Raw genomic sequence first — 23,837 nt, 5'->3', positions numbered from 1 at the left:
GCCATGGCGGAAAGGTGGTAAGCCAAGCTGTCGGAGCTGTCGGAGCCGGCGGCTCCCGGCGGCAGGGCACCCTCCGCCCGGATGCCATCCGACGTCGACTCGGGGCTCCGTCGCCGCCCTCTCGGTCGAGAGGGAGCGCATCCGCCGTCGCCAGGAGATCGCCTTTCAGGTCGAAATCGGGATCCGTGGCGAGATTGCAGCTGGAGACGGAACTCCCCGAGCATCGAGATCGCCGTTTCCGGTGGAATCCTTGGCCGGCGCCGCATCGAGATCGCCTTTTCGGGTAGAATTCTCCGGGGATTCCGCCCGAAAAGGCGATCTCGAGGAGGCCCCGACACAGCGCGAAGGGCCCGCCCCCACTGGGGAGCGGGCCCTCGCGGGCCATGTCCGGCCTCGGACTTCCGCCGGTGAACGTCCGACATCCGCCCGTCGACTTCCAGCCTCAGCCGTCGGCCCGTCGGCCCGTCGGCCCGTCGGCCTCCAGCCTCAGCCGTCGGCCCGTCGGCCCGTCGGCCCGTCGGCCTCAGCCGGCGTCGCGCTGGGCGCGGTTGAGCGCGGAGATGATCGCCTGCATCGAGGCCCGGGTGATCGACCCGTCGATCCCGACGCCCCAGAAGATCCGGTCGCCGATCTCGCACTCGACGTACGCGGCGGCGAGGGAGTACTCGCCCTCGGTCAGGGCGTGCTCGGCGTAGTCCAGGATGCGCAGCCTCACGCCGCGGCCGTCGAGGGCCTTGACGAACGCGTCCAGCGGGCCGTTGCCGATCCCCTGGATGGTCCGCTCCTCGCCGTCGACGAGCAGCTCGACCGTCACCCGGTCGCTGCCCTCACCCTCGGAGCGGTGCTCGACGCCGCGGAAGCCGTAGCGGCCCCACTTGGCCGCAACGTCCTTCGCGGGCAGGTACTCGTCGACGAAGGCCTCCCACAGCGCGGCGGGCGAGACCTCCCCGCCCTCGGAGTCGGTCTTGTGCTGCACGATCGTGGAGAACTCGATCTGCAGGCGGCGCGGCAGGTCCAGGCCGTGCTCGGTGCGCAGCAGGTAGGCCATGCCGCCCTTGCCGGACTGCGAGTTCACGCGGATCACGGCCTCATAGGAGCGCCCGATGTCCCGCGGGTCGATCGCCAGGTACGGCACGCGCCACACCGCGTCGGCGACGGGCGTGCCCGCGGCCGCGGCATCGGACTCCATGCGCTCGAGGCCCTTCTTGATGGCGTCCTGGTGGGAGCCGGAGAAGGCCGTGAACACGAGGTCCCCGCCGTACGGGGAGCGCTCGGGCACGCGCATCTGGTTGCAGTACTCGACCGTGCGACGGATCTCGTCGAGGTCGGAGAAGTCGATCTGCGGGTCGACGCCCTGGCCGAACAGGTTCAGGCCCAGCGTCACCAGGTCGACGTTGCCGGTGCGCTCGCCGTTGCCGAACAGGCAGCCCTCGATGCGGTCCGCGCCGGCCATGTAGCCCAGCTCCGCGGCCGCGACGCCGCAGCCGCGGTCGTTGTGCGGGTGCAGGGACAGGACGATCGAGTCACGCCGGTCGAGGTGGCGGTGCATCCACTCGATCGAGTCGGCGTACACGTTGGGGGTGGCCATCTCCACGGTCGCCGGCAGGTTCACGATCATCTTGCGCTCGGGCGTGGGCTTGACGATCTCGATGACGGCGTTGCACACGCGCACCGCGTACTCGAGCTCGGTGCCGGTGTACGACTCGGGCGAGTACTCGTACACGACCTCCGTCTCCGGCACGGTCTCCTCGTACTTCTTGCACAGCAGCATGCCCTGCACGGCGATGTCGAGCACGCCGTCCTCGTCGGAGCGGAACACGACGTCGCGCTGGACCACCGAGGTGGAGTTGTAGAGGTGGACGACCGCCTTCTTGGCGCCCGCGATCGCCTGGTAGGTCCGCTCGATGAGATGCTCGCGGGCCTGGGTGAGGACCTGGATCGTGACGTCCTCGGGAATCCGGTCCTCATCGATGAGGCTGCGCACGAAGTCGAAGTCGGTCTGGCTCGCGGCGGGGAAGCCGACCTCGATCTCCTTGTAGCCCATGCGGACGAGCAGCTCGAACATGCGCAGCTTGCGCTCGGAGTTCATGGGGTCGATGAGCGCCTGGTTGCCGTCGCGCAGGTCCACGGCCGACCAACGCGGAGCGCGGCTGATGACGCGGTCGGGCCAGGTGCGGTCGGGCAGGTCCACCCGGATCTGCTGCTGGAACGGCAGGTAGCGGTGGACGGGCATGCCCGAGGGCTGCTGGGGGTCGGCGCCGTCGCAGCCGGTGACGGGCACGTCAGGGGCGGCAGTCGCGGCGACCTCGCCGTCGGGGACGGGAGCCGTGGGCTCGACGGTCGCGGTGTCGGTGGGGCGCGTGGTGGTCACGAGAGGATCCTTCGCTGATCGCTGGGTCGCCGGGGGCACGAGAATTCGCCGCGGCGAGGTCCCGGCGGGTCAGGCCTCGACGCGGCGGCTAAGCAGGAGCAGCGATCCACGCATGTGAGGCACGCTACCACCGGCTCCGCGGGTCGAGCGCCGGTGTCACGATCCGAGACGCCCTCAGAACCCCAGCCGCCCGAGCTGCTTGGGATCGCGCTGCCAGTCCTTGGCCACCTTGACCCGCAGGTCGAGGAACACCGGACGGCCGAGGTGGCGCTGGATCTCGCGGCGGGCCCGCGTGCCGACCTCCTTGAGGTGGCTCCCGGCGCGACCGATCACGATGCCCTTCTGGCTGTCGCGCTCGACGAAGATCGACGCGCGCACGACGAGCCGCCCCTCGCCCGGCGCGACCTCCTTGAACGGGTCGCCGTCGGGGTCGGTCTCGGCGATCTCCTCGATCGTCACGGCCAGCGAGTGCGGCAGCTCGTCGCGCACGCCCTCGAGCGCGGCCTCGCGGATGAGCTCGGCGATGAGGGACTCGTCGGTCTCCTCGGTGATCTGGTCGTCGGGGTACAGCTGCGGGCCGACGGGCAGGTTCTTGGCGATCACCTCGGTGAGCACGTCGACCTGCCGGCCCGTGACCGCGCTGATGGGCACGATGTCGTCGAAGTCGAGCAGCTGCGAGACGTCGAGCAGGTGCTCGCCCACGCGGTCCCGCGGGACCAGGTCGCACTTGGTGACGATCGCGACGAGCCGCGGGCCGCGGCGGCCGCCCGTGATCTCGGCGAGGTCCTGGGCGATGTACCGGTCGCCCGGGCCGATCTTCTGGTCGGCCGGCAGGCAGAACCCGACCACGTCGACCTCGGTGAGCGTCTCGCGGACCAGGTCGTTCAGGCGCTCCCCGAGCAGGGTGCGGGGCCGGTGCACGCCGGGCGTGTCGACGAGCACGATCTGCGCCTCGGGCAGGGTCACGATGCCGCGGATCGCGCGGCGCGTGGTCTGCGGCTTCGACGACGTGATCGCGACCTTCTCCCCCACGAGCGCGTTCGTGAGGGTCGACTTGCCGACGTTGGGGCGCCCGACGATCGCGACGAAGCCCGAGCGGTGCTCGGCGGCGGGGGTGGTCTCACTCATCGCTGTGTCCGTCCTCGGGGGTCTCGTCCTCGTCGTCGGGCTCCTCGGTGCGCGGGGTGCGGCTGACCAGCACCGAGGACAGGCGCTTGCGGCGCCCGGAGGTGCGCTCGGCCTCCATGTGGAGCCCGTGGGCGTCGCCCTCGGCGCCGATCACCGGCACCCGGCCGAGGGTCTTGGCGAGCAGGCCGCCGACCGTGTCGACGTCCTCGTCGTCGATGTCGAGGCCGAACAGCTCGCCGACGTCGGCGATCGACTCGCGCGCCGGCACCCGGTACACGCCGTCCCGGAGCTCCTCGATCTCGGGCTCGCGGCGGTCGTGCTCGTCCGCGATCTCCCCGACGATCTCCTCGAGGATGTCCTCGATCGTGACGATCCCGCACACGCCGCCGTACTCGTCGACGACGATCGCGACGTGGATGCGCCGCTCCTGCATCTGCCGCATGACGTCGTCGGCGCCCGCGATCTCGGGCACGAACATGGCCGGGCGCATGATCTCGGTGACGCGGCGGTCAGCGCCGGGGTTCCACGGCGAGTGGATCGCCCGCATGACGTCCTTGGTGTAGAGCACGCCGAGCAGGTCGTCGACGTTCTCGCCGATCACGGGGATGCGGGAGAAGCCCGAGCGCACGAACAGGCGCACGGCCTTCTCCGCGGTCGCGTCCTCGGAGACGGTGACCATGTCGGTGCGCGGCACCATGAGCTCGCGGATGCGCGTGTCGCCGAGGTCGAAGACGCCCTGGATCATGTCGCGCTCGTCGTGCTCGAGCTCCTGGGACTCGGTCGCGCGATCGACGAAGTGGCGCAGCTCGGCCTCCGTCGCGTACGGGCCGCCGCGCACCTTGCCGCCCGGCGTGAAGGCGGAGCCGATGTGGATGAAGGCCATCGCGAGCGGCCACAGCAGGGCGCGGGCCACGCCGATCACGCCCGACAGGGCGATCGCGGTGGTCTCGGGGCTGCGTCGGCCGAGCGTGCGCGGCGACACGGACACGGCGATGAACGAGATCGCCCACACGACGAGGACCGCGACCACGAGCGGCACGATCCAGCCGTCGAGCAGCTCGAAGGCGATGCCCGCGACGGAGACGGCGAACAGGGCCTCGGAGAGGATCCTGCCCATCGTGACGGTCGCGAACACGCGCGAGGCGTCGTCGTGCTGGTGCATGACGCGCCGCCGGACCCGCTCGGGGCGGTCCTCGAGGGCGCGCTCGAGGCCGGCGCGGCTGACGGACAGGGTCGCGGCGTCGGCGGCCGTGAACACGGCGGCGCCGGCCACGCCGAGGATCGCGAGCGGGATCAGGGTCGCCAGGAGGGCGGTCATCGAGGTCAGGAGCTCCGGGTCTCGCGCGAGGCCAGGAAGGTCAGCAGGAGCTTGCGCTGGAGGTCGAACATGACGCGGCGCTCCTCCTCCTCGGCATGGTCGTATCCCAGCAGGTGCAGGATCCCGTGGGTGGTCAGCAGCAGCATCTCCTCGACCGCGCTGTGGCCGTTGGACGCGGCCTGGGCGGCGGCCACCGAGGGGCACAGCACGATGTCGCCGAGCATGCCCTCGGGCGTCTCGTCGTCCTCGGTGCCCGGGCGCAGCTCGTCCATCGGGAAGCTGAGCACGTCGGTCGGGCCGGGCTCGTCCATCCACTCCACGTGCAGACGGGTCATGGCGTCCTCGTCCACGAAGACGATCGACAGCTCGGTGGACGGGTGCAGGTGCATGGCGGCGAACACGTAGCGGGCGAGCTCGACGAACTCGGTCTCGTCGACCCGGTACGTGGTCTCGTTGTTGACCTCGATGGTCATCGGTCCTCCCCGGAGGTCTCGGCGGCGTCGGCGGGACGGTGGGCGGACGCGCCGCGGCCGGCGGGGCGCGAGGAGCTGCGGGCGGCGCCGCGACGACGCTGCTCCCGGTTGCCGCTGCCGATCTCCCAGCGGCCGTACGCCTCGACGATGTCGGAGACGAGACGGTGGCGCACCACGTCGCGCGAGGTGAGGCGGCAGAACGCGATGTCGTCGACGCCGGCGAGCACCTGCTCGACGACGCGCAGGCCGCTGCGGGTCTCCCCCGGCAGGTCGACCTGGGTGACGTCGCCCGTGACCACCATCGTCGAGTTGAAGCCGAGGCGGGTCAGGAACATCTTCATCTGCTCGGGCGTCGTGTTCTGGGCCTCGTCGAGGATGATGAAGGCGTCGTTGAGGGTGCGCCCGCGCATGTACGCGAGGGGGGCGACCTCGATCGTGCCCGCGCCCATGAGGCGCGGGATCGACTCGGGGTCGAGCATGTCGTGCAGCGCGTCGTAGAGGGGACGCAGGTACGGGTCGATCTTCTCGTTGAGCGTGCCGGGCAGGAAGCCGAGCCGCTCCCCCGCCTCCACGGCGGGGCGCGTGAGGATGATCCGGTTGATGCGCTTGTCCAGCAGCATCTGCACCGCCTTGGCGACGGCGAGATAGGTCTTGCCGGTGCCCGCGGGCCCGATCCCGAAGGTGATCGTGTTCTCGTCGATCGCGTCGATGTACTGCTTCTGGCCGAGCGTCTTGGGGCGGATGGTGCGCCCGCGCGAGGACAGGATCGACTGGGACAGCACCTGCTCGATGCGCTCGTCGCGCAGCCGGTCGTCGCCGTAGAGCGCGGCGGCCCGCTGGACGGCCTCTGCGGTCACGGACTGGCCCGTCGTGGCGAGCTCGATGATGGAGCGCACGATGTGCTCGGCGCGCCGCACCGCGTCCTCGGTGCCGCGCAGGGTCACCTCGTGGCCGCGCACGGTCACGTCGGTGTCCGGGACGACGTCCTCGAGCGCGGCGAGGGCCTGGTCGTTCTCCCCGAGGACCTGGAAGGGGCTCAGGTGGTCGGGGATCGCGAGACGACGGTCGATGACGGTGGGCCGCGGCCCGGGGGTGACGGATGCTGTCACAGCGCTCCTGTGTCGGATTCGTTCTGGTCGGCGCCCGCGAGGACGTGGGCGTGGGCATGCATGACGGTCTGGCCGGCGCGCGCCCCCGTGTTGAACACGAGGCGGAAGTCGCCGTCGGCCTGGTCGCGCGCGACCAGGCCCGCCACCTGGACAACGTGGGCGAGCAGCACGGGATTCCCGGCGAGCTCGCGCACGTCCCGCGAGTGCTCCCGGGGGACCACGAGCACGTGCACGGGCGCCTTCGGCGCGAGGTCGCGGAAGGCGACCACCCGATCGTCGGCGAACACCTGGTCCGAGGGGATGTCGCCGGCGACGATGCCGCAGAACACGCAGTCGGGGTCGGGGCGCGAGACGGGGTCGGTCATGGGGGGAGTCTATCGAGCGCCCCGACGGGCGCGACGGACCGCGGGCCGCCCGTCCGGCGGTGGTGTGTGGCACAGCATGTCGTCGACACGTGCGCTTGGGGGCGCCACAGGTGCACCCTGGGGGTATGAAGCTCGGAATCATCGTCGCCAGCGCCCGTCCCAACCGCGTCGGAGCGCATGTCGCCCGCTGGGTGGAGGGGACCGTGGACCCGACGTGGGACATCGACCTGATCGAGCTCGGCGAGGTGGCCCTCCCGGCCTTCGACGAGCCGGCCAGCCCCAAGTCCGGGGCGGAGAAGAACACGCCCCACGCCCGGTCGTGGGGACGGCGGATCGGCGCGCTCGACGCGGCGGTCATCGTCACCCCGCAGTACAACGGCTCCTACCCCGGTGCCCTCAAGAACGCCGTCGACTTCCTGTGGGAGGAGTGGAACGACCTGCCCGTCGCCCTCGTCGGCTACGGCTGGGGCGCGGCGAACGAGGTCCTGCCCCTGCTCGAGACCCTGATGGGCAGGGTCGGCGCCGACGTCGTCGGCAGCGTCGGCCTCGGCTTCCGCGAGGACCTCTTGGTCGAGGGCGAGCTGTTCGTGCGGGAGGACACCGCGACCCGCCTCGGCGAGATCGTCGCGGCCCTGCAGGCCGAGACCCCCGCCGCCGTCTCCTGACGCGCCGGCCGCGCACGTGCGAGCGCCCCGCCCCCGGATGAGGGGGCGGGGCGCTCGGCGTCCAGGGCTCAGACGGTGAAGCCGCGCTGGCGCCGCACGAGCCGGATCGCCATGCCGAGGGTCTGCATCACGGTGACGCCCGCGAGCAGCGGCCACGTCACCCACAGCACGGACTCCTTGACCAGGAGCGGCGCGGCCATCCAGCCGACCACGAGGGTGGCCGTGAAGGCCAGCAGGTACAGCACGGGCTGCAGGTAGGCGTAGCCGCCGCGGCCCTGCTCGGCCGCCGCCTGGGCGCCCCAGTTGTCGACCTCGGTGCGGGAGAAGAACTTGGTCCACGCGCGGATGAAGTGCCCGAGCTTGATCCACATGTAGACCTCGCCCGGCACGTAGAGCGCCGCGAACAGGATGTCGCGCCAGCTGCGGTCGTGCATCGACATCGCGACGCGCAGGTTCAGCAGCACGGAGACGACCGGCGGCACGAGCCACCAGGGCGAGAACACCCAGGCGCCGATGCTGAGCGAGGCCACGAGCAGCAGCACGAAGCCGACGCGGGCGACGAGGTTCAGCAGCATCGAGCCGTTCTCCATCCACCGCAGGCGCAGGTTGGGGTGGAACGGCTGGCCCGAGGTGTTGCCGCGCTGGCCCGGCCACATCAGGTCGATCGCCCCGTAGCTCCACTTGACCTGCTGGGCGTCGAGCGCCTTGAGCGTGGTCATGGCGCCGACCGAGGCGCGCGCGGTCGCGCTGATCTTGGTCGCGAAGCCGAGCTTCTTGAGCTGGAGCGAGAGCAGCGAGTCCTCGACCTCGGAGTCCGCGACCCACGGGCCCGCCTGACGGTAGGCGTCGCGCACGCCCTGGAGCGCCTCGACGGAGAAGATGGAGCACTGGCCGCCGATCACGGCCATGTTGCGCCCGCGCAGCAGGTTCTGCATGTTGAAGCTCGCGAACTGCTGGCGCTGGCCGCTGATGAGGTACTTGGCCCCCGCGGTCCGCCCCTCCGCGTAGTCCATCGTGTAGATCGCGCTGATCCCCCCGATGCGCCGGTCCGACTCGATCTCCGCGAGCAGGCGCTCGACCGTGTCGCGCCGCAGGATCGCGTCGCCGTCGACGCCGAGCAGGTAGTCGCAGTCCTCGACGTAGGCGAAGCCGATGTTGAGGGCACCCACCTTGCGGTCGGGAACCGACCCGGCGTCGTGCACGTAGACCTCGCTGACCATCAGCTCGTCGCGGTACCAGCGCTCGTGGCGCCCCGCGAACTCGCGGGCCACCCAGAAGGTGTCGTCCGAGGAGTTGTTGACGACGACGTGGATCTCGTCGGGCACGTGCGTCTGCTCGAGCAGCGAGCCCAGCACCTGTCCGATCGAGCCCTCCTCGTTGTACGCGGGGATGACGCAGCCGATCCGGGCGTGTTGGCGCTGGACCGGCACGAACCGCGGCGCGTACTTGTCCATCTCCGCGAAGTCGCCGCGATGCGTGGCCGCGTGGCCGGCGCCCGGGGCGAGCACGCCCTCGGGCTCCGTGGTGACGAGCGGTGAGGTCTCGAGTACCTGCGACATCGTGGTTCCTGCTTCCTGATCGGTCGAGAGCCTGGGCGGTGAGCGGCTCGGGCATCAGCCTGCTCGTCCGCGCCACCAGGAAGGAAGGGGTCGCACCACCAGGGCACCACCGGGATAGCGCACCCCTCGCGGCGACGGCGACGGGTCGACAGCGCAGGTGGTGTGCACCCCGTCACTGCGCTCGGGGGGCGACTACCAGGGCCCGCGCGGCCCGCACTACGGGGCCGCGCCCCCGCACTACCGGAGTCGCGGTCCTGGTAGCGGCGAACGGCGACACGGGCCCCTCCCGACAGCAGACTTCTCGGTGAGCGGCACGCACTGCCGACCACCCCCCACGAGATCAGGATGCGGACATGACCACTGCACGACGCAGGCCCACGGCGACCCGGCGATCCCGACTGCGCCGCGCCGCGCCGCTCGGCGTGGCGTGCGCCGTCCTCGCGCTCGCCGCGTGCAGCGCGCCGCCGTGGCAGACGGCCGACGCGGCGCACCAGGCGGCCACGAGCACGTCGACGAGCGCCTCGGCGGCGCCGACGGAGGCCGCCACGGTCCCCGCCGCCGCGAGCTCGGCGAGCACGGCCGCCACGGCATCGCCCGCGGCGACGCCCACCGCCCCCGCGGTGGCCAACGACCTCGCGACGGGCAGCGCCGAGCACGAGCTGCCGGCGGGGGCCATGACGCTCACCGCGAAGTACTGGTCCGAGCGCGACCTGCGCGACTGGACCGCACAGAGCGTCAAGCCCCTCACGATCGGCCTGTCCGCGACCGGCGGGGACACGCTGCACCTCGACTCGGTGGTCGTGAGCGTCGAGGCGCTCACCGCCGACGGCTGGGTCGCCGTGCCCGCCGACGCGGTCACCCCGCCCACCCTGGGCGGCGCCTCCCCGGACATCGCCGCACCCTCGAGCGCAGGGCTGACCGTGCTCGTGGCCGGGGTCGACAAGGACGCGAGCGCGCTGCGGTTCACGATCGTCTACGGCGTGAGCAGCGGGAGCGGGTCCGCACAGGTCGACGCGGTCGGCAACGACTCCCTCGTCGTGCCGCTCGCGGGAGGGGACTACGCGGCGGAGTCCTGAGGCTCGCCGATCACCTCGCGCAGCTGGGCGCGAGAGCTGAGCCCGAGCTTCGTCAGGGCGTTGTGCACGTGATACTCCGCGGTGCGGACGGTCACGAAGAGGGCGCGGGAGATGTCGCGATTGCTCAGGCCACCGGCCGCGAGCGTCACCACCTCCCGTTCCCGAGCGGTCAGCACGGACAGCGGATCGCCTCCCGGGGCAAGCAGGAGGGGGGCCTCGGGCTCGATCCGTCCGTGCAGGGCGCGCAGGCGGTCGCGCCACAGCTCGGCGCCGCAGTTCTCGGTCACGAGGACGGCGTCGGCGAGCAGCGCGGCCAGCCGCGAGGGCGTCCCCTCGCCGAGGCGGGCTCGATGGAGAGCCCAGTCCTCGGCGAGGACGGCGCCGTACAGGCGGGGCGGCGCCGAGGTGTTCTGGGCGGCATACGCCGCGTACTCCTCGGCCGCCGCGGCGAACTCTCGCTCGGCGGCCTCGTCGTCGTGCACGTCGGCGGCCAGCAGGGCGTCGACGTGATGGCGCGCGTAGGCGATCGCGTGCGGGGCGAAGTCCTCGTCGGCGAAGGCGCCGAGCGCCTCGAGGGCGCGGTGCCGTGCCCCGGCCGCGAGGTGGTCGCGGACCCGCAGCACGGTGAGCAGGTAGGCCCCGGGGCCGAGGCCCCGTCCGGCGTCGGCCAGGGCGTCGAGCTCCGGCGCGGCCGTCCCGGCAGGGCCGCCGACGGCGACGCTGCGCCACGCGGCCCACTGGGCCCGGGCCGCGAGGCCGACATGATCGGCCTCGATGATGGACCTCGTCATGGAGGACTTGGTGATGAGCGACTCGTCGCCGCGGCACGCGGGCACGAGCGAGGCCAGCACGAAGGGCTTGCCCCACTGCGGCGGGCGCATCGCGTCGAGCACCCCGGTCAGCTGACGATGCGCCTGCACGTGCGCGGTGTCCCACGCGCCGCGCTGGAACTCGATGTCGATCAGCGCGGACGCGGCCTGCATCGACAGGTCGGGCCCGGCGAGCGTGCGCCCCGAGACGGCGCGCAGCAGCTCGGTGCGCGCAGGGCCGAGGTCGCCGTGGAGGTGGTGGATGATGCCCTTCATCGCCGCGACCGTCGTGGCCATCGCCTCGGGCCGGCTCGAGCTCTCGATCCGCTCGCGCAGCTCGTCGAGGTGCTGGAGCCGGACGTCGGTCGTGTACTGGAAGTCCGTCGCCGCGACGAACAGCTGGAGGCCCAGCTCGAGCATCTCGAGCTCGCGGCCCCAGGCGGGGTCGATGTCGGCGATCTCGGCCTGGCGGTCGGCCATCTCGTCGATCAGGCGGCGCGCGTCGGGCACGGCGGGCGGGACCACCTCGGCGACCAGGCGCAGCGCGATGTACTGGAACGCGTAGGCGAGGGCGAGCAGCTCGCGCACGTCCGTGATCTCGCGCGGGTCGACGCGGGCCAGGCGCCGGCTCGCCGAGCGCAGCCCCTCGACGTCGTCCTCGATGACCGCGAGGGCCACGGTGCGGGTGACCGAGGGCCGCGTGTCGACGAGGCGCTCGCGCAGGTCGCGCAGGAGCTGGGGGCGTCGTGTCCGCAGCGCCGCGAGCACCACCTCGATCGCATAGCTCTCGTCGATCCGCGCCCCGATCCGGGCCAGACGGTAGGCCAGGTCGAGCTCGACCTGGGCGTAGGCGTCGTGCAGGCGGTCGTCGATCTCCTGGAGGAGCTCGGGGACCGTGCGGACCGTCGCCACGGCCGCCCGGTGCTCGAGCGACTCCACGCCGCGCAGGACGCGCGCGAGCGCGAGGTGGGAGTCGCGGCGGTCGGCGCCCGTCGCGTACGCGAGGATCGGCGAGGGGTACTGGGGATGGGCGAGCCGGAGCGCGTACTCGTCGTCGGAGCTCACGAGCGTGGTCGCGACGAGCTCGTGGGCGCTCACGTCCGGCAGTCCCTGGAGGTCGAGCACGCGCGTGAGCTGGTCGGAGGTCAGGCGGCCCGCGAGGGAGAGCGCGATGAGGGCGGCGCGCAGCTGCGTGCTCGCCTCGTCCATCACGTCCCCGACCTGCTGGACCAGCAGACCGCTGCTGCGGCTGCGGTCGACGATCGAGCGCAGGGCGCGGTCGAGGTCCATGCTCTCGGTCATGCGCAGCTGCTGGGCGACCGAGGCGAGCAGGGCGGGCACGCCGTCCGTCGACTCGTACACCCGGCGCAGGGTCTCGGCGCCGAGCTGGATCCCGAACATCTCCTCGACGTAGTCGCGGACCTCGGTCTCGCTGAAGGGCACGACGTCCACGAGGCGCCCGCGCTCGAGGGTCCGCAGCATGAGCGCGACGCCCTCGGCGAGCGGTCCCGACGTGTCCACGCACGTCATCACGAGCATGAGCGGCAGCTCGGTGGCCCGGCGCACGACCTGCCAGATCGTGCGCTGGGAGACCTCGTCCATCCACTGCACGTCCTCGACGAGCAGGAGGCAGCGGCCCATGCGCTCGAAGCCGGCCAGGAGGTCGTCGACGACGTCCCCGTCCTCGGAGCGCGGCACCCGGAGCATGCGCGCGAGCGCACGGACGGACCGGCCGGGGGTCGCGGCGTCCTCGGGGAACAGGTCGAGGCGGATCTGGCGGAGCCCGGTCGCCTTCGCGACGTCACCGGCCAGCATCGACTTGCCCACGCCGGCGCGGCCGACCAGGAGCGCGATCTGCAGTCCGTCGACGGAGCGCTGCGCGAGCGCGGAGAGATCCTTCGTCAAGGCACGTCGGACGACCACGGGGCTCCTTCCTCTGGTCGCGGGCGGCTGCAGACTCGTGCGCCGTCCCGGTCGCGACCCGTGGCGGGGGGAATGGGGGGATACGGGTGCGACAGATCATGGAACGGGGCCGTGGGCGCCGTCCGTTGGGGAGAATTATATTCAATTCGGAGGAATCTCGGCGGGACCCACGGCGGTCTCCTCGTGATCTTGCTGACGCCCCGCGCATCGATCGATGCCCCGGACGGACGGAGCCGGCGCCGCTCAGCCCCAGCGGCCGACGAGGGCGCTCATGACCGCGAGCGCGGCAGGGCCCGCGGTCGACGAGCGCAGCACCTCGGGGCCCAGCAGCACGCTGCGCGCCCCGGCCTGGCGCAGGGCCGCGAGCTCGTCCTCGGCGATCCCGCCCTCGGGACCCACGATCACCGTGATCTCGGGGACCTGGCGCTCGGCCGCGGTGCGCAGCTCCTCGGCCGCCGCGAGCAGCGGGCTGCTCTCCTGCTCGTGCAGCACGAGTACGAGGGCGCCGGAGGCGACGCGGTCGCGCACGTCGGCGACGAGCGCGGTCGTGTCCTCGGCCACGTCGACGACGGGGATGCCCGGGCGCCGGCACTGCTTCACGGCCGTGCGCACGGTCTGCTCCCACTTCGCACGCCCCTTGGCGCGTCGCTCCCCCTTCCACACCGAGACGGAGCGGCGCGCGATCCACGGCGTCACGCGGTCGACGCCGAGCTCGGTCGCCGACTCGACGGCCTGCTCGTCGCGGCCGCCCGTCGCGAGGGCCTGGACGAGCGCGAGCCGGGGCACGCGGACGGGGGCCGGACGCGGGGCCTCGAGCAGCTCGAGCCCGAGGGACTCCTTGGCCGCGGTCGTCACGCGCGCGACGGCCTGACGCCCTGCGGTGTCGGTCAGCAGCAGCTCCTCCCCCACCCCGATCCGGGCCACCTTCGCGGCGTGCCGACCCTCCTCGCCCGCGAGCACGGCGGCGTCGCCCGCCGCGAGGCCCTCGAGGTCGGCGTCGAGCAGCAGGAAGCTGGGCCGCGTCGACGGCATCGGGCTCAGCGCTCCCGGAAGCGGTCGCGCAGCTTGGAGAACATGCCGCCCCGGTCGGTCTCGCGACCGGCGTGCTGGGGCGCCTCCTCGCCGCGCACCGAGGCGAAGCGCTCGAGCAGCTCCTTCTGCTCCCCGCTCAGGTTGCGGGGCACGACCACGTCGAGCTCGACCTTGATGTCGCCGCGGCGTTCGGAGCGCAGCGCCGTCACGCCGAGGTTCTTCAGGGTGATGACGTCGCCCGGCTGGGCTCCCGCCCGGATGTCGAGCGTGCGCTCGCCGTCGAAGGTCGTGATGGGCACGGAGGTGCCGAGCGCCGCGGACGTCATCGGGATCCGCACCCGCGTGATGAGGTCGTCCCCCGCGCGCTCGTACAGCTCGTCGGCGGCGATGGACAGCTCGACGTAGAGGTCGCCGGACGGGCCGCCGGCCTCGCCCACCTCGCCCTCGCCCCGCAGCTGGATGCGGGTGCCGGCCTCGACGCCCGAGGGGATGCGCACGGTCACGGTGCGCTCCTTCTGGACGCGGCCGTGGCCCGAGCACTCCTGGCAGGGGCTCGAGATGATGTCGCCGTGGCCCTGGCAGGCCGAGCACGGCACCATCGTGACCATCTGCCCCAGGAGCGACTGCGCGACCCGCTGGACGTGGCCCGAGCCGCCGCACACGGTGCACGGGGTGGGCGAGGTGCCGGGGGCGCAGCACGAGCCGCCGCACACCTCGCAGCGCGCCGCCGTGCGGAAGCTCAGCTGCTGCTCGCTGCCGAACACGACGTCCCGCAGGGAGATCTGGGTGCGGCGCAGGATGTCGCCGCCGCGTCGCTGGCGGGGCACGGGGCCCTGCGAGCGGCCCCGCATGCCCGAGGCGCCGGCGAACATGTCGAAGATGTCGGAGAAGTCGAAGCCCGCCCCGCCGAAGCCGCCGCCCATCGGATTGCCCGGGCCGCCGCCCATGTCGTACATCCGGCGCTTGTCGGGGTTCGACAGCGTCTCGTACGCCTGGGAGACCTTCTTGAACCGCTCCCCCGCCTCCGGATCGGGGTTCACGTCCGGGTGGAGGGTGCGGGCCAGCTTGCGATACGCCTTCTTGATCTCCTCGGTGGAGGCGTCGCGGGACACGCCGAGAAGGTCGTAGTAGTCGTCGTTCACGAGGTGGGCTTCCTGTCGTCGTCGGAGGGGGCGCGGGGCGGCGCGGCGTCCCCGGTGGTCAGCGGAGGGAACCGCGGGTCATGGGATGAAGCGGGAGATGTAGCGGGCCAGGGCGTGCACGCTCGAGATCCCGTGCACGTAGTCCATGCGGCTCGGGCCGAGGATCGCCAGATGCGAGCTCTCGCCGTAGCCGGCGCCCACGAGGGCGGCGCGCTGGAAGGCGACGCCGCGGATCTCCTCGCCGATGCGCACCTCCACCCCGCCGGGCTCGGGGCTGAAGTCCGCGAGCAGGCGCAGCAGCACGAGGTGCTCCTCGAGCACGTCGAGCAGCGGCTCGACGTCGCGGGTGCGGTCGAGAGCCGCCCGCGCCAGGTTCGCGGTCCCCGCCATCACGAGGCGCTCCTCACGGCGCGCGTCGAGCATGACGCGCAGGGCGTCGACCACCTCGGCCACGGACGCCCGGTCCTCGGGCGAGGAGGCGGCGACCAGGGTGTCGAGGGCGTCCGCGAGGTCGGTGACCTGCCGCCCGATCGCGGCCGCGTGCAGGGTGCCGCGCAGCTGCTCGTAGAACTCGATCGAGCGCGGTGCCGCGAGGCCGATCGTGCGCTGGTCGACACGGCCGGACTCGGTGATGAGCACGAGCAGGAGCATGGTCTCGGCGACCCGCACCAGCTCGATGTGGCGCACGGTCGCCTGCCGGCGCACGGGGTACTGGATGAGCGCGACCTGGTGGGTGAGCTGGGCGAGCATGCGCACCGTGCGCTCGAGCAGGTCGTCGAGGTCCCCCGCGTCCGCGAGGAACGACTCGATGGCCCGCCGCTCGGGCCCCGAGAGGGGCTTGACCTGGGCGATCTGGTCGACGAACGTGCGGTACCCCTTGTCGGTGGGCACGCGGCCGGCCGAGGTGTGCGGCTGGGCGATGAGCCCCTCCTCCTCGAGGACCGACATGTCGTTGCGCACCGTGGCCGCCGAGACCCCGAGGTCGTGGCGGTCCAGGAGAGACTTCGAGCCCACGGGCTCGCGCGTGGAGACGTAGTCCTCGACGATCGCGCCGAGGATCTGCAGCTTGCGCTCGTCCATGCCCTCACCTCCCGTGCCCATCCCACGCCGCTGGCACTTCAGCGCCGCGAGTGCCAAGTCTACAAGCGGTCCGCGACATCCCCCGGCGCTGTTCGCTCCCGGTGTACGGTGACGGCCGTGCCCAGCTCCTTCCCCGATCGCTACGGCCGTGACGTCCTCGCCTCCGGGGCGCCGGACCTGCACCGCCGCCGCCCCGCGGCGACCGAGGTGCCCGCGCGCCGCGACCTCGTCGTCGAGGACGCCGCGACCGGGTGGACCGGCGCGATCACGCGGGTCGAGAAGACCGCGGGCGGGGTCCTCGTGGAGCTCGAGGACGCGCGCGGACGCACCCGGTCCTTCCCGCTCGGCCCGGGCTTCATGATCGACGGCCGCCCCGTGGTCCTGACCCGGCCCCAGCGACGGCCCGCCGCCTCGGGCCCGCTGCGCAGCGCGAGCGGCTCCGTCTACGTCGAGGGCGCCCGCGCGCGCACCGCGCGCGCCTCCCGGATCTGGGTCGAGGGCAAGCACGACGCCGAGCTCGTCCAGAAGGTGTGGGGTCACGACCTGCGCGTCGAGGGCGTCGTCGTCGAGATGCTCGACGGCGCCGACAACCTGCCCGAGCGCGTCGAGGCGTTCGGGCCCGGGCCGGGCCGCCGGCTCGGCGTGCTCGTGGACCACCTCGTCGCGGGCTCGAAGGAGACCCGCCTGGCCGAGCAGGTCATGCGCCTGCCCGGTGCACGGGGCAACGTGCTGATCCTGGGCCACCCGTACGTCGACGTGTGGCAGGCGGTGCGGCCCGCCCGGGTCGGCCTCGAGGCGTGGCCGCATGTGCCGCGCGGCACCGACATCAAGGTCGGCACCCTGCGGGCGCTCGGCTGGCCGTGCTCCGACCAGATCGACATCGCCGAGGGCTGGAAGCGGATCCTGGCGACCGTGCGCAGCTACGCCGACGTCGAGCCGACCCTCTCGGGGCGCATCGAGGAGCTCATCGACTGGGTGACGCAGGAGGCCTGAGGGGCTCTACGGCCTGTAGTCTCGGCGCGACACGAGCGACGCCCGGCCGCCCGGCGGCGGGCCCGAGACGGAGGACGCCAGATGACGAACGCGCAGGGTCCCTACCCGCACGGCGACGGCCAGCACCAGCAGCACCCGCAGGGCGGCCCGTACCAGCAGGGTGGCCAGTACCAGCAGGGCCAGCAGGGCGGCCCGTACCAGCAGGGCCAGCAGTATCAGCAGGGCCAGCAGTATCAGCAGCAGTACGGCCAGGGCGCTCCCCAGCAGCAGCCGCAGGGCCCCGGCTCGTGGTCCGACGTGCCGCCGCCCGGGGTGCAGGGGGTCTATCGGGGCCCGCTGCCCGGCCAGCCCATGACGGACTCCGACGCCCGGCTGTGGTCGCTCCTGGCCCAGCTGTCGGTGCTCGTGATCCCGCTGCTCGGCCCGCTCCTGGTCTACCTCATCTTCCGCGACCGCAACCGTTTCGTGCGCTACTACGCGGCCGAGGCGCTGTCCGGGACCATCCTCAACATCATCGCGTCGATCGTGCTCGGGATCATCGGCGCGATCCTCGCGCTCTTCACCTTCGGACTGTCGATGTTCCTCATGCTCGTCCCGCAGGTCCTGCAGGTGATCTTCGCGATCATCGCGGCGGTCAAGGCCAACGACCGGCAGTGGTGGAACTACCCCGTCAACCTGCGCCTGTTCAGCTGAGCGCCGTCGCCGCCGCTGCGCGGCTCAGAGGGTGAGGTCGCGGACCACGGCATCGGCGAGCAGCCGCCCCTCGCGCGTCAGCACGAGGCGCCCGGCCCCGGCCGCGGCGGACTCGAGGTGGCCCCGCTCGACGTGCACGGCGATCTGGTCGCGCCGTGCGGCGGGCACGGCCTCGACGGGTAGCCCGTCGGCGATGCGCAGCTCGAGCAGGATGCGCTCGAGCGCGCGGTCGGCGGCGTCCAGCTCCTCGGCGCCCTCGCGGGGCAGGGTCCCCGTGGCGAGCAGGCCCGCGTAGCGCGAGGGGTGCTTGACGTTCCAGGCGCGCAGGCCGTCGCGGTGGCGGTGGGCGCCGGGGCCGATCCCCCACCAGTCGCCGCCGCGCCAGTACGCCAGGTTGTGGCGGCAGCGGAACTGCTCGCCCCGCGCCCAGTTGGACACCTCGTACCAGGAGAAGCCGGCGTCGGCGAGCAGATCGTCGATCAGCTCGTACTTGTCGGCCATGTCGTCGGGATCGGGCGCCGCGATCTCCCCGCGCCGCAGATGACGGGCCATCGCCGTGTTGCCCTCGATGATGAGCGAGTAGGCCGAGACGTGGTCGGGCGCGCACGCGAGGGCCGCCCGCACCGAGGCCTCGACGTCCTCGAGGCGCTCCCCCGGCGTGCCGTAGATGAGGTCCAGGCTCACCTGGAGCCCCGCCTCGCGCGCCCAGGCCACGGCCTGCGGCACGCGCTCGGGGTCGTGCGTGCGATCGAGGGTCGCGAGCACCGAGCGCACGGCCGACTGCATGCCGAAGGAGACGCGCGTGATGCCGCCGTCGGCGAGCTCGCGCAGCGAGTCCCGCGTGACCGAGTCGGGGTTGGCCTCGGTCGTGACCTCGGCGTCGGGGGCGAGCGGCACGAGGGCCCGCAGATGCGCGAGCATGCGCACCAGGTCGCCCGAGGGCAGCAGGGTCGGGGTGCCGCCGCCGAAGAACACGGTCGACACGTGCTCGTAGTCGTAGCCGGCGGCGTGGTCGTCGGCGAGCACGAGGTCCATCTCGCGCATCGCGGCGTCGGGGTACTCCCGCTGGGACCCGCCGCCGCCGAGCTCGGTCGCGGTGTAGGTGTTGAAGTCGCAGTAGCCGCAGCGGACCGCGCAGAAGGGGACGTGGATGTAGGCCGACAGCTCCCGGCCCCCGACGTGATCGGCCGTGGTCATGCCTCGTTCTTCAGCAGCCGGGCGGAGCGCGCCACGATCTCCCGGTGCAGCGCGACCCCGGACTCTCGCGACCAGTCGCGCAGGGCGCGCGCCACGTCGGCGTCGCGCTGGGCCGCGTAGACCACGGCGACGCTCATGCCGTGCCCGGGGGTCGAGGCCACCTCGAGGGCGTCGCCCGCCCGCACCTCGCCGGCCTCGACCACGCGGCAGTACACGCCCGTGCGGCCGCGCGCGTGGAAGCGGGCGCGGAAGTCGTCGGCGCCGACCCAGCGCGCGAAGGTCGCGCACGGGGTGCGCGGCGCCGTCACCTCGAGCAGCGCGCCGCCCGCCCGCAGCCGCGCGCCGATCTCGAGGTCGTCGATCGGCAGTCCCGAGGTCCGCAGGTTCTCGCCGAAGGAGCCGGCGGGGACGGCGCGGTCGAGCTCGCCGGCCCAGTGCTCGGCCTCGGCGGCGTCGTAGAGGTAGACGGCCTGGTCGGGCCCGCCGTGGTGGGCGCGATCGGCCTGGACGTCCGCGTACAGCCCGAGGGCGCCCACGCGCACGGGTCCGGTCGCGGGCCGCTTGTCGATCGCCGTGGTGCCCACGCTGCCGGGGTCGTCGACGAGCTGATGGACGACGCAGACGGCGTCGATGCGGCCCGTGGACCCGGCCGTGATGGCGGGCGCGGTCACTTCTTCTTCCCGTCCTTGCCGCTGTCGCCGCCGTCGGAGGACAGGGCCGCGATGAAGGCCTCCTGGGGCACCTCGACGCTGCCGATGTTCTTCATGCGCTTCTTGCCCTCCTTCTGCTTCTCGAGCAGCTTGCGCTTGCGCGAGATGTCGCCGCCGTAGCACTTGGACAGCACGTCCTTGCGCATGGCCCGGATGTTCTCGCGCGCGATGATGCGCGAGCCGATCGCGGCCTGGATCGGCACCTCGAACTGCTGGCGCGGGATGAGGTTCTTGAGCTTGCCGGCCATCTCGACGCCGTAGCCGTAGGCCTTGTCGCGGTGCACGACCGCGCTGAAGGCGTCGACGGGCTCGCCCTGGAGCAGCATGTCGACCTTGACCAGGTCGGCGGCCTGCTCGCCCTCGACGTCGTAGTCGAGGCTCGCGTAGCCCTTGGTGCGGGACTTGAGCTGGTCGAAGAAGTCGAAGACGATCTCGGCGAGCGGCAGGGTGTAGCGCAGCTCCACCCGGTCCTCGGAGAGGTAGTCCATGCCCTGCAGCTGGCCGCGCTTGGACTGGCACAGCTCCATGATCGCGCCGATGTAGTCGCTCGGCGCGAGGATCGTGGCGCGCGTGACGGGCTCGCGGATCTCGCGGACCTTGCCCTCGGGGAAGTCCGAGGGGTTGAGCACGTCCACCTCGGAGCCGTCCTCCATCGTGACGTGGTAGATCACGCTCGGGGCGGTCGCGATCAGGTCGAGGTCGAACTCCCGCTCGAGGCGCTCGCGGATGATCTCGAGGTGCAGGAGCCCCAGGAAGCCGACGCGGAAGCCGAAGCCGAGCGCGGTCGACGTCTCGGGCTCGTAGTGCAGGGCCGCGTCGTTGAGCTTGAGCTTGTCGAGGGCGTCGCGCAGCGCCGGGTAGTCCGAGCCGTCGATCGGGAACAGGCCCGAGAAGACCATCGGCTTGGGGTCGGAGTAGCCCGACAGGGCCGTCGTCGCGCCGTGGCGCGCGAGGGTCACGGTGTCGCCCACCTTGGACTGGCGCACGTCCTTGACACCCGTGATGAGGTAGCCCACCTCGCCCACGCCGAGGCCCCGCGTGGGCACCGGCTCCGGGGAGATGACGCCGATCTCGAGCAGCTCGTGCTGGGCGCCCGTCGACATCATCTCGATGCGCTCGCGGGACGCGAGCTCGCCGTCGACGACGCGCACGTAGGTGACGACGCCGCGGTAGGTGTCGTACACGGAGTCGAAGATCATGGCGCGGCACGGGGCCTCGGCGTCGCCCGTCGGGGCCGACACGGTGCGCACGACGTGGTCGAGCAGCTCGGGCACGCCCACCCCGGTCTTGCCGGAGACGCGCAGGACCTCCTCGGGGGCGACGCCGACGAGCTGGGAGATCTCCGCGGCGTACTTCTCGGGCTCGGCGCCGGGCAGGTCGATCTTGTTGAGCACCGGGATGATGGTGAGGTCGTTCTCGAGGGCCAGGTAGAGGTTCGCGAGGGTCTGGGCCTCGATGCCCTGGGCGGCGTCGACCAGCAGGATCGCCCCCTCGCACGCGGCGAGGGAGCGGGACACCTCGTAGGTGAAGTCGACGTGCCCGGGGGTGTCGATCATGTTGAGGGCGAAGACCTCGTCGTCGACCTTCCAGGGCATGCGCACGGCCTGCGACTTCACGGTGATGCCGCGCTCGCGCTCGATGTCCATGCGGTCGAGGTACTGGGCGCGCATGGCGCGCTCGTCGACCACGCCGGTCAGCTGAAGCATGCGGTCGGCCAGGGTCGACTTGCCGTGGTCGATGTGGGCGATGATGCAGAAGTTGCGGATGCGCTCCGGAGGGGTCGCGGCCGGGGTGATCGTCGCGGCATCGGCATCGGCGATCCTGGGCGTCACCGGCATCCGTCCTTTCCTCGGGTCAGGGGTCGCGCCACGCGGCGCGGGCGGACGACGCACCATCGTCTCATGCGGCGGTGCCGGCGGGCACCCTCGCTACGATCGCGGTCATGTCCCTCACCTCCCGTCTGTCCGCTCTGCTCGGCTCGATCGCCCGCTCCCCCGAGGCCCGGCGCACCGCGCGGCAGGTGGCGCGGCGGGCCGGCGAGGCGTTGCGGGGCACGCCGGCGCCGGAGCGGCGCCGGACGCCCGAGGGCGCGCGACGGCCCCCGGCCACGGCGGGCGCTCCCGGCGCGGCGCCGGCCCTGCGCGACCGGCCCTCGCGGCCCGCCCCGGTGCTGCGCTACGCGCCCGTCGACGACGACCGCGCCGACCCCGGCGAGATCGTGTGGGCCTGGGTGCCCTTCGAGGAGGACCTGCATCGCGGCAAGGACCGGCCCGTGCTGGTCCTGGCCCGTGAGGACGCCGCCGTGGGCGGACGCGACGGGCGCGGGGAGGTGCTCCTGGCGCTCATGCTCACCTCGCACGACCGCGGGGAGGGCACCCATGTCGACGAGCACGGCCACACCTGGGTGGACATCGGCACGGGGGCGTGGGACCGGCAGGGCCGGCCCTCGGAGGTGCGTGCGGACCGGCTGCTGAGGATCCCCGCGGACGCCGTACGACGGGAGGGCTCGCGCCTCGACGCCGCCCGTTTCGCGCGTGTGGTCGATGCCACACGGGCGGTGCACGGATGGGAGCGATGACACGGACCCGGGCCGGGGACGACGTGCTCGCGCTCTGGTAGTGTCGGCTCTCGTATGTGTGACATACCGATCGGTGTGCGCAGGACGCCCATCCCCTCCGTGTCCGGGTCCGGGAGGTCGTGCGAGCCGCTCGTGTAGTCCGTGGCCGCGAACCGCGACCGACGTCTCCAGGCGATCCCCACCGCCCGTCCCCGTCGGCAGCGAGCCTCGGCGGCGCGGGAGATCCACTCGCAGCACAAGAGAAGAGTCCTTTACGTGGCAAACATCAAGTCCCAGATCAAGCGCATCAAGACGAACGAGAAGTCTCGTCAGCGCAACAAGGCCGTCAAGAGCGAGCTGAAGACCTACGTGCGCAAGGTGCGCACGGCCGTCGCCGCCGGTGACGCCGAGACCGCGGGCACCGCCCTGCAGACCGCCTCCCGCAAGCTGGACAAGGCCGTCTCCAAGGGCGTCATCCACAAGAACCAGGCCGCGAACCGCAAGTCGGGTCTCGCGAGCCTCGTCGCCTCTCTCGACAAGTGATCGTCGGGGCGTCGCCCGCGCGCGACGCCCGCTGATCCCGACAGCGCCCCCCTCCGGATGATCCGGAGGGGGGCGCTGTCGTCGGCGGGGCCTCAGCGCGCGCGGCGCGCGCGGCAGATCTCGGTGACCATGCGCTGCACGGACCACTGCGGGTCGCGGCCGGCGCCCTTGACCTCGTGGTCGGCGCGCGCGACCGCGTCGAGAGCTCGCGCGAGCGAGCGGTCGTTCCAGGCGCGGGCCTCGCGCGAGAGGTTGCGCAGCATCCAGTCGGGCATGCCGAGGGTGCGGGCGCTCGCCCCGGGCACGGTGACCTTGGCCAGCGAGCGCATCTTCGAGGCGACCGCGGCGACCAGGGGCACGGGGTCCACGCCGGCGAGGCTCGCCTGCTGGAGCAGCACGAGGGCGTCCCCCTCGCGTCCGGCGATCGCGGCGTCGGCGACGGCGAAGGCGGTCGACTCGACCCGCCCGGCGGTCAGCGTGCGCACCGCGGCCAGGGTGACGGGGGGCGGGGCCGCCGAGGGGTCGTCGGGGACCGTGTCCTCGAGGAGCTGCCGGGCGATGGCGGCGAGCTCGGACAGGTCGCCGCCGAAGGCGTCGACGAGCGCGGCGGCCGCGTCGGGCTGGATCCGGCGGTCGTGCCGCGTGAACTCGGCGGTCACGAAGGTCTGCTTGTCGGCGGGCCGCTTGATGGGATCGCACGGGACGCGGGGCACGTCGGAGCGGCGCAGGGCGTCGAGCAGGCGCTTGCCGCGGTTGCCGCCGCGGTGGATGAGGACGAGCGTCACGTCGGGCTCGGGGGCCGAGCGGTAGGCGTCGATCTCGGCGACGAGGGTCTCCGGGGCGGACTGGAGGTCCGGGACGACGACGAAGCGCGACTCGCCGAACAGGGAGGGGCTCGCGACCTGGGCGAGGGAGCCGGCGGTCGCGGCCTCCGAGCGGATCTCGTGGAAGGCGGTCTCGGGGTCCCGGTGGCGTGCCTGCTCGCGCAGCCGTTCGAGGGCGCGCTGGGCCAGGAGCGGCTCGGAGCCGTGCAGCAGGACGAGCGGGGCGAGGTCCACGGAGTGCCACGCGACATCGACCATGACCGATCTCCC

The 23,837-nt window shown here is 72.6% G+C and carries 21 protein-coding genes; 6 read left to right on the top strand and 15 right to left on the bottom strand.

Translation table 11 applies throughout. The features are described from left to right. Positions 1-523 precede the first annotated feature (523 nt). From leuA to BRM3_RS11160, 6 genes are all read right to left on the bottom strand, one after another. Positions 524-2,233, bottom strand: coding sequence for a 2-isopropylmalate synthase (gene leuA, locus BRM3_RS11185; protein WP_263595452.1), 1,710 nt, complete (start codon positions 2,231-2,233; stop codon positions 524-526). 312 nt (positions 2,234-2,545) lie between these two features. Then, positions 2,546-3,499 carry a GTPase Era gene (gene era, locus BRM3_RS11180; protein ID WP_263593390.1) on the bottom strand — a complete coding sequence of 318 codons (954 nt, stop codon included), beginning with the start codon at positions 3,497-3,499 and terminating at the stop codon, positions 2,546-2,548. Further along, positions 3,492-4,817 (bottom strand): hemolysin family protein, encoded by a 1,326-nt coding sequence (locus BRM3_RS11175; RefSeq protein ID WP_263593389.1) that lies wholly within the window; start codon positions 4,815-4,817, stop codon positions 3,492-3,494. The genes era and BRM3_RS11175 overlap by 8 nt, the downstream gene beginning before the upstream one ends. 5 nt (positions 4,818-4,822) lie before the next feature. Beyond that, positions 4,823-5,290, bottom strand: coding sequence for an rRNA maturation RNase YbeY (gene ybeY, locus BRM3_RS11170; protein WP_263593388.1), 468 nt, complete (start codon positions 5,288-5,290; stop codon positions 4,823-4,825). Beyond that, positions 5,287-6,399 (bottom strand): PhoH family protein, encoded by a 1,113-nt coding sequence (locus BRM3_RS11165; RefSeq protein WP_263593387.1) that lies wholly within the window; start codon positions 6,397-6,399, stop codon positions 5,287-5,289. Before BRM3_RS11165 ends, ybeY begins: the two co-directional genes overlap by 4 nt. Next, entirely contained in the window at positions 6,396-6,764 is a 369-nt protein-coding gene (locus BRM3_RS11160; protein ID WP_263593386.1) for a histidine triad nucleotide-binding protein, read from the bottom strand. The genes BRM3_RS11165 and BRM3_RS11160 overlap by 4 nt, the downstream gene beginning before the upstream one ends. Positions 6,765-6,889: 125 nt before the next feature. On the opposite strand from BRM3_RS11160, the gene BRM3_RS11155 reads away from it, so the two are divergent. Further along, a complete protein-coding gene (locus BRM3_RS11155) occupies positions 6,890-7,429 on the top strand; it encodes an NADPH-dependent FMN reductase (RefSeq protein ID WP_263593385.1) in 540 nt (179 codons plus the stop codon). Positions 7,430-7,497: 68 nt separating this feature from the next. Here BRM3_RS11155 and BRM3_RS11150 read toward each other — a convergent pair whose 3' ends face one another. Continuing rightward, entirely contained in the window at positions 7,498-8,988 is a 1,491-nt protein-coding gene (locus BRM3_RS11150; protein WP_263593384.1) for a glycosyltransferase family 2 protein, read from the bottom strand. A 353-nt stretch (positions 8,989-9,341) separates the two neighbouring features. On the opposite strand from BRM3_RS11150, the gene BRM3_RS11145 reads away from it, so the two are divergent. Beyond that, the gene (locus BRM3_RS11145; RefSeq protein ID WP_263593383.1) at positions 9,342-10,064 is read left to right on the top strand and encodes a hypothetical protein; all 723 of its coding nucleotides are present in this window, start codon (positions 9,342-9,344) and stop codon (positions 10,062-10,064) included. On the opposite strand, the gene BRM3_RS11140 is transcribed toward BRM3_RS11145, so the two are convergent. The 4 genes from BRM3_RS11140 to hrcA form a co-directional block, all read right to left on the bottom strand. Then, complete coding sequence (locus BRM3_RS11140; protein ID WP_263593382.1) at positions 10,046-12,778, bottom strand: helix-turn-helix transcriptional regulator; 2,733 nt, start codon at positions 12,776-12,778, stop codon at positions 10,046-10,048. The two genes, BRM3_RS11145 and BRM3_RS11140, sit on opposite strands and share 19 nt — an antisense overlap. A gap of 261 nt (positions 12,779-13,039) precedes the next feature. Continuing rightward, positions 13,040-13,828 carry a 16S rRNA (uracil(1498)-N(3))-methyltransferase gene (locus BRM3_RS11135; protein ID WP_263593381.1) on the bottom strand — a complete coding sequence of 263 codons (789 nt, stop codon included), beginning with the start codon at positions 13,826-13,828 and terminating at the stop codon, positions 13,040-13,042. Positions 13,829-13,833: 5 nt separating this feature from the next. Further along, positions 13,834-14,970: a molecular chaperone DnaJ gene (gene dnaJ / locus BRM3_RS11130; protein WP_263593380.1), complete on the bottom strand. Its 1,137-nt coding sequence runs from the start codon at positions 14,968-14,970 to the stop codon at positions 13,834-13,836. A 78-nt stretch (positions 14,971-15,048) separates the two neighbouring features. After that, positions 15,049-16,050: a heat-inducible transcriptional repressor HrcA gene (gene hrcA, locus BRM3_RS11125; protein ID WP_263593379.1), complete on the bottom strand. Its 1,002-nt coding sequence runs from the start codon at positions 16,048-16,050 to the stop codon at positions 15,049-15,051. A 117-nt stretch (positions 16,051-16,167) separates the two neighbouring features. On the opposite strand from hrcA, the gene BRM3_RS11120 reads away from it, so the two are divergent. Further along, on the top strand, positions 16,168-17,043 hold the full coding sequence (locus BRM3_RS11120) for a DUF3097 domain-containing protein (RefSeq protein WP_263593378.1): 876 nt from the start codon (positions 16,168-16,170) through the stop codon (positions 17,041-17,043). Between the two features lie 81 nt (positions 17,044-17,124). After that, complete coding sequence (locus BRM3_RS11115; protein WP_263593377.1) at positions 17,125-17,736, top strand: DUF4870 domain-containing protein; 612 nt, start codon at positions 17,125-17,127, stop codon at positions 17,734-17,736. Between the two features lie 24 nt (positions 17,737-17,760). Here BRM3_RS11115 and hemW read toward each other — a convergent pair whose 3' ends face one another. The 3 genes from hemW to lepA are packed head-to-tail and all read right to left on the bottom strand — an operon-like array spanning position 17,761 to position 21,481. Further along, a complete protein-coding gene (gene hemW, locus BRM3_RS11110) occupies positions 17,761-18,933 on the bottom strand; it encodes a radical SAM family heme chaperone HemW (protein WP_263593376.1) in 1,173 nt (390 codons plus the stop codon). After that, positions 18,930-19,604: an MOSC domain-containing protein gene (locus BRM3_RS11105; RefSeq protein ID WP_263593375.1), complete on the bottom strand. Its 675-nt coding sequence runs from the start codon at positions 19,602-19,604 to the stop codon at positions 18,930-18,932. The genes hemW and BRM3_RS11105 overlap by 4 nt, the downstream gene beginning before the upstream one ends. Beyond that, positions 19,601-21,481 carry a translation elongation factor 4 gene (lepA, locus tag BRM3_RS11100; protein ID WP_263593374.1) on the bottom strand — a complete coding sequence of 627 codons (1,881 nt, stop codon included), beginning with the start codon at positions 21,479-21,481 and terminating at the stop codon, positions 19,601-19,603. The genes BRM3_RS11105 and lepA overlap by 4 nt, the downstream gene beginning before the upstream one ends. 104 nt (positions 21,482-21,585) lie before the next feature. Here lepA and BRM3_RS11095 point away from each other — a divergent pair, with 104 nt between their 5' ends. After that, a complete protein-coding gene (locus BRM3_RS11095) occupies positions 21,586-22,221 on the top strand; it encodes a type II toxin-antitoxin system PemK/MazF family toxin (RefSeq protein ID WP_263593373.1) in 636 nt (211 codons plus the stop codon). Between the two features lie 255 nt (positions 22,222-22,476). After that, the gene (rpsT, locus tag BRM3_RS11090) at positions 22,477-22,743 is read left to right on the top strand and encodes a 30S ribosomal protein S20 (RefSeq protein WP_263593372.1); all 267 of its coding nucleotides are present in this window, start codon (positions 22,477-22,479) and stop codon (positions 22,741-22,743) included. A gap of 92 nt (positions 22,744-22,835) precedes the next feature. On the opposite strand, the gene holA is transcribed toward rpsT, so the two are convergent. Further along, positions 22,836-23,825, bottom strand: coding sequence for a DNA polymerase III subunit delta (gene holA / locus BRM3_RS11085; RefSeq protein ID WP_263593371.1), 990 nt, complete (start codon positions 23,823-23,825; stop codon positions 22,836-22,838). Positions 23,826-23,837: the final 12 nt, after the last annotated feature.

It is taken from the genome of Brachybacterium huguangmaarense (assembly GCF_025725725.1).
In the GTDB taxonomy this organism is placed as follows: domain Bacteria; phylum Actinomycetota; class Actinomycetes; order Actinomycetales; family Dermabacteraceae; genus Brachybacterium; species Brachybacterium huguangmaarense.
This window is presented reverse-complemented; position numbering and strand designations above follow the sequence as displayed.

Bases quoted from the DNA above. Each gene is read 5' to 3' on its own strand.
- BRM3_RS11145 (WP_263593383.1), top strand. From the start codon at position 9,342: ATGACCACTGCACGACGCAGGCCCACGGCGACCCGGCGATCCCGACTG.
- BRM3_RS11135 (WP_263593381.1), bottom strand. From the start codon at position 13,828: ATGCCGTCGACGCGGCCCAGCTTCCTGCTGCTCGACGCCGACCTCGAG.
- BRM3_RS11095 (WP_263593373.1), top strand. From the start codon at position 21,586: ATGTCCCTCACCTCCCGTCTGTCCGCTCTGCTCGGCTCGATCGCCCGC.
- hrcA (WP_263593379.1), bottom strand. From the start codon at position 16,050: ATGGACGAGCGCAAGCTGCAGATCCTCGGCGCGATCGTCGAGGACTAC.
- ybeY (WP_263593388.1), bottom strand. From the start codon at position 5,290: ATGACCATCGAGGTCAACAACGAGACCACGTACCGGGTCGACGAGACC.
- lepA (WP_263593374.1), bottom strand. From the start codon at position 21,481: ATGCCGGTGACGCCCAGGATCGCCGATGCCGATGCCGCGACGATCACC.
- BRM3_RS11115 (WP_263593377.1), top strand. From the start codon at position 17,125: ATGACGAACGCGCAGGGTCCCTACCCGCACGGCGACGGCCAGCACCAG.
- hemW (WP_263593376.1), bottom strand. From the start codon at position 18,933: ATGACCACGGCCGATCACGTCGGGGGCCGGGAGCTGTCGGCCTACATC.
- leuA (WP_263595452.1), bottom strand. From the start codon at position 2,233: ATGCCCGTCCACCGCTACCTGCCGTTCCAGCAGCAGATCCGGGTGGAC.
- holA (WP_263593371.1), bottom strand. From the start codon at position 23,825: ATGGTCGATGTCGCGTGGCACTCCGTGGACCTCGCCCCGCTCGTCCTG.
- BRM3_RS11155 (WP_263593385.1), top strand. From the start codon at position 6,890: ATGAAGCTCGGAATCATCGTCGCCAGCGCCCGTCCCAACCGCGTCGGA.
- era (WP_263593390.1), bottom strand. From the start codon at position 3,499: ATGAGTGAGACCACCCCCGCCGCCGAGCACCGCTCGGGCTTCGTCGCG.
- BRM3_RS11160 (WP_263593386.1), bottom strand. From the start codon at position 6,764: ATGACCGACCCCGTCTCGCGCCCCGACCCCGACTGCGTGTTCTGCGGC.
- BRM3_RS11175 (WP_263593389.1), bottom strand. From the start codon at position 4,817: ATGACCGCCCTCCTGGCGACCCTGATCCCGCTCGCGATCCTCGGCGTG.
- BRM3_RS11150 (WP_263593384.1), bottom strand. From the start codon at position 8,988: ATGTCGCAGGTACTCGAGACCTCACCGCTCGTCACCACGGAGCCCGAG.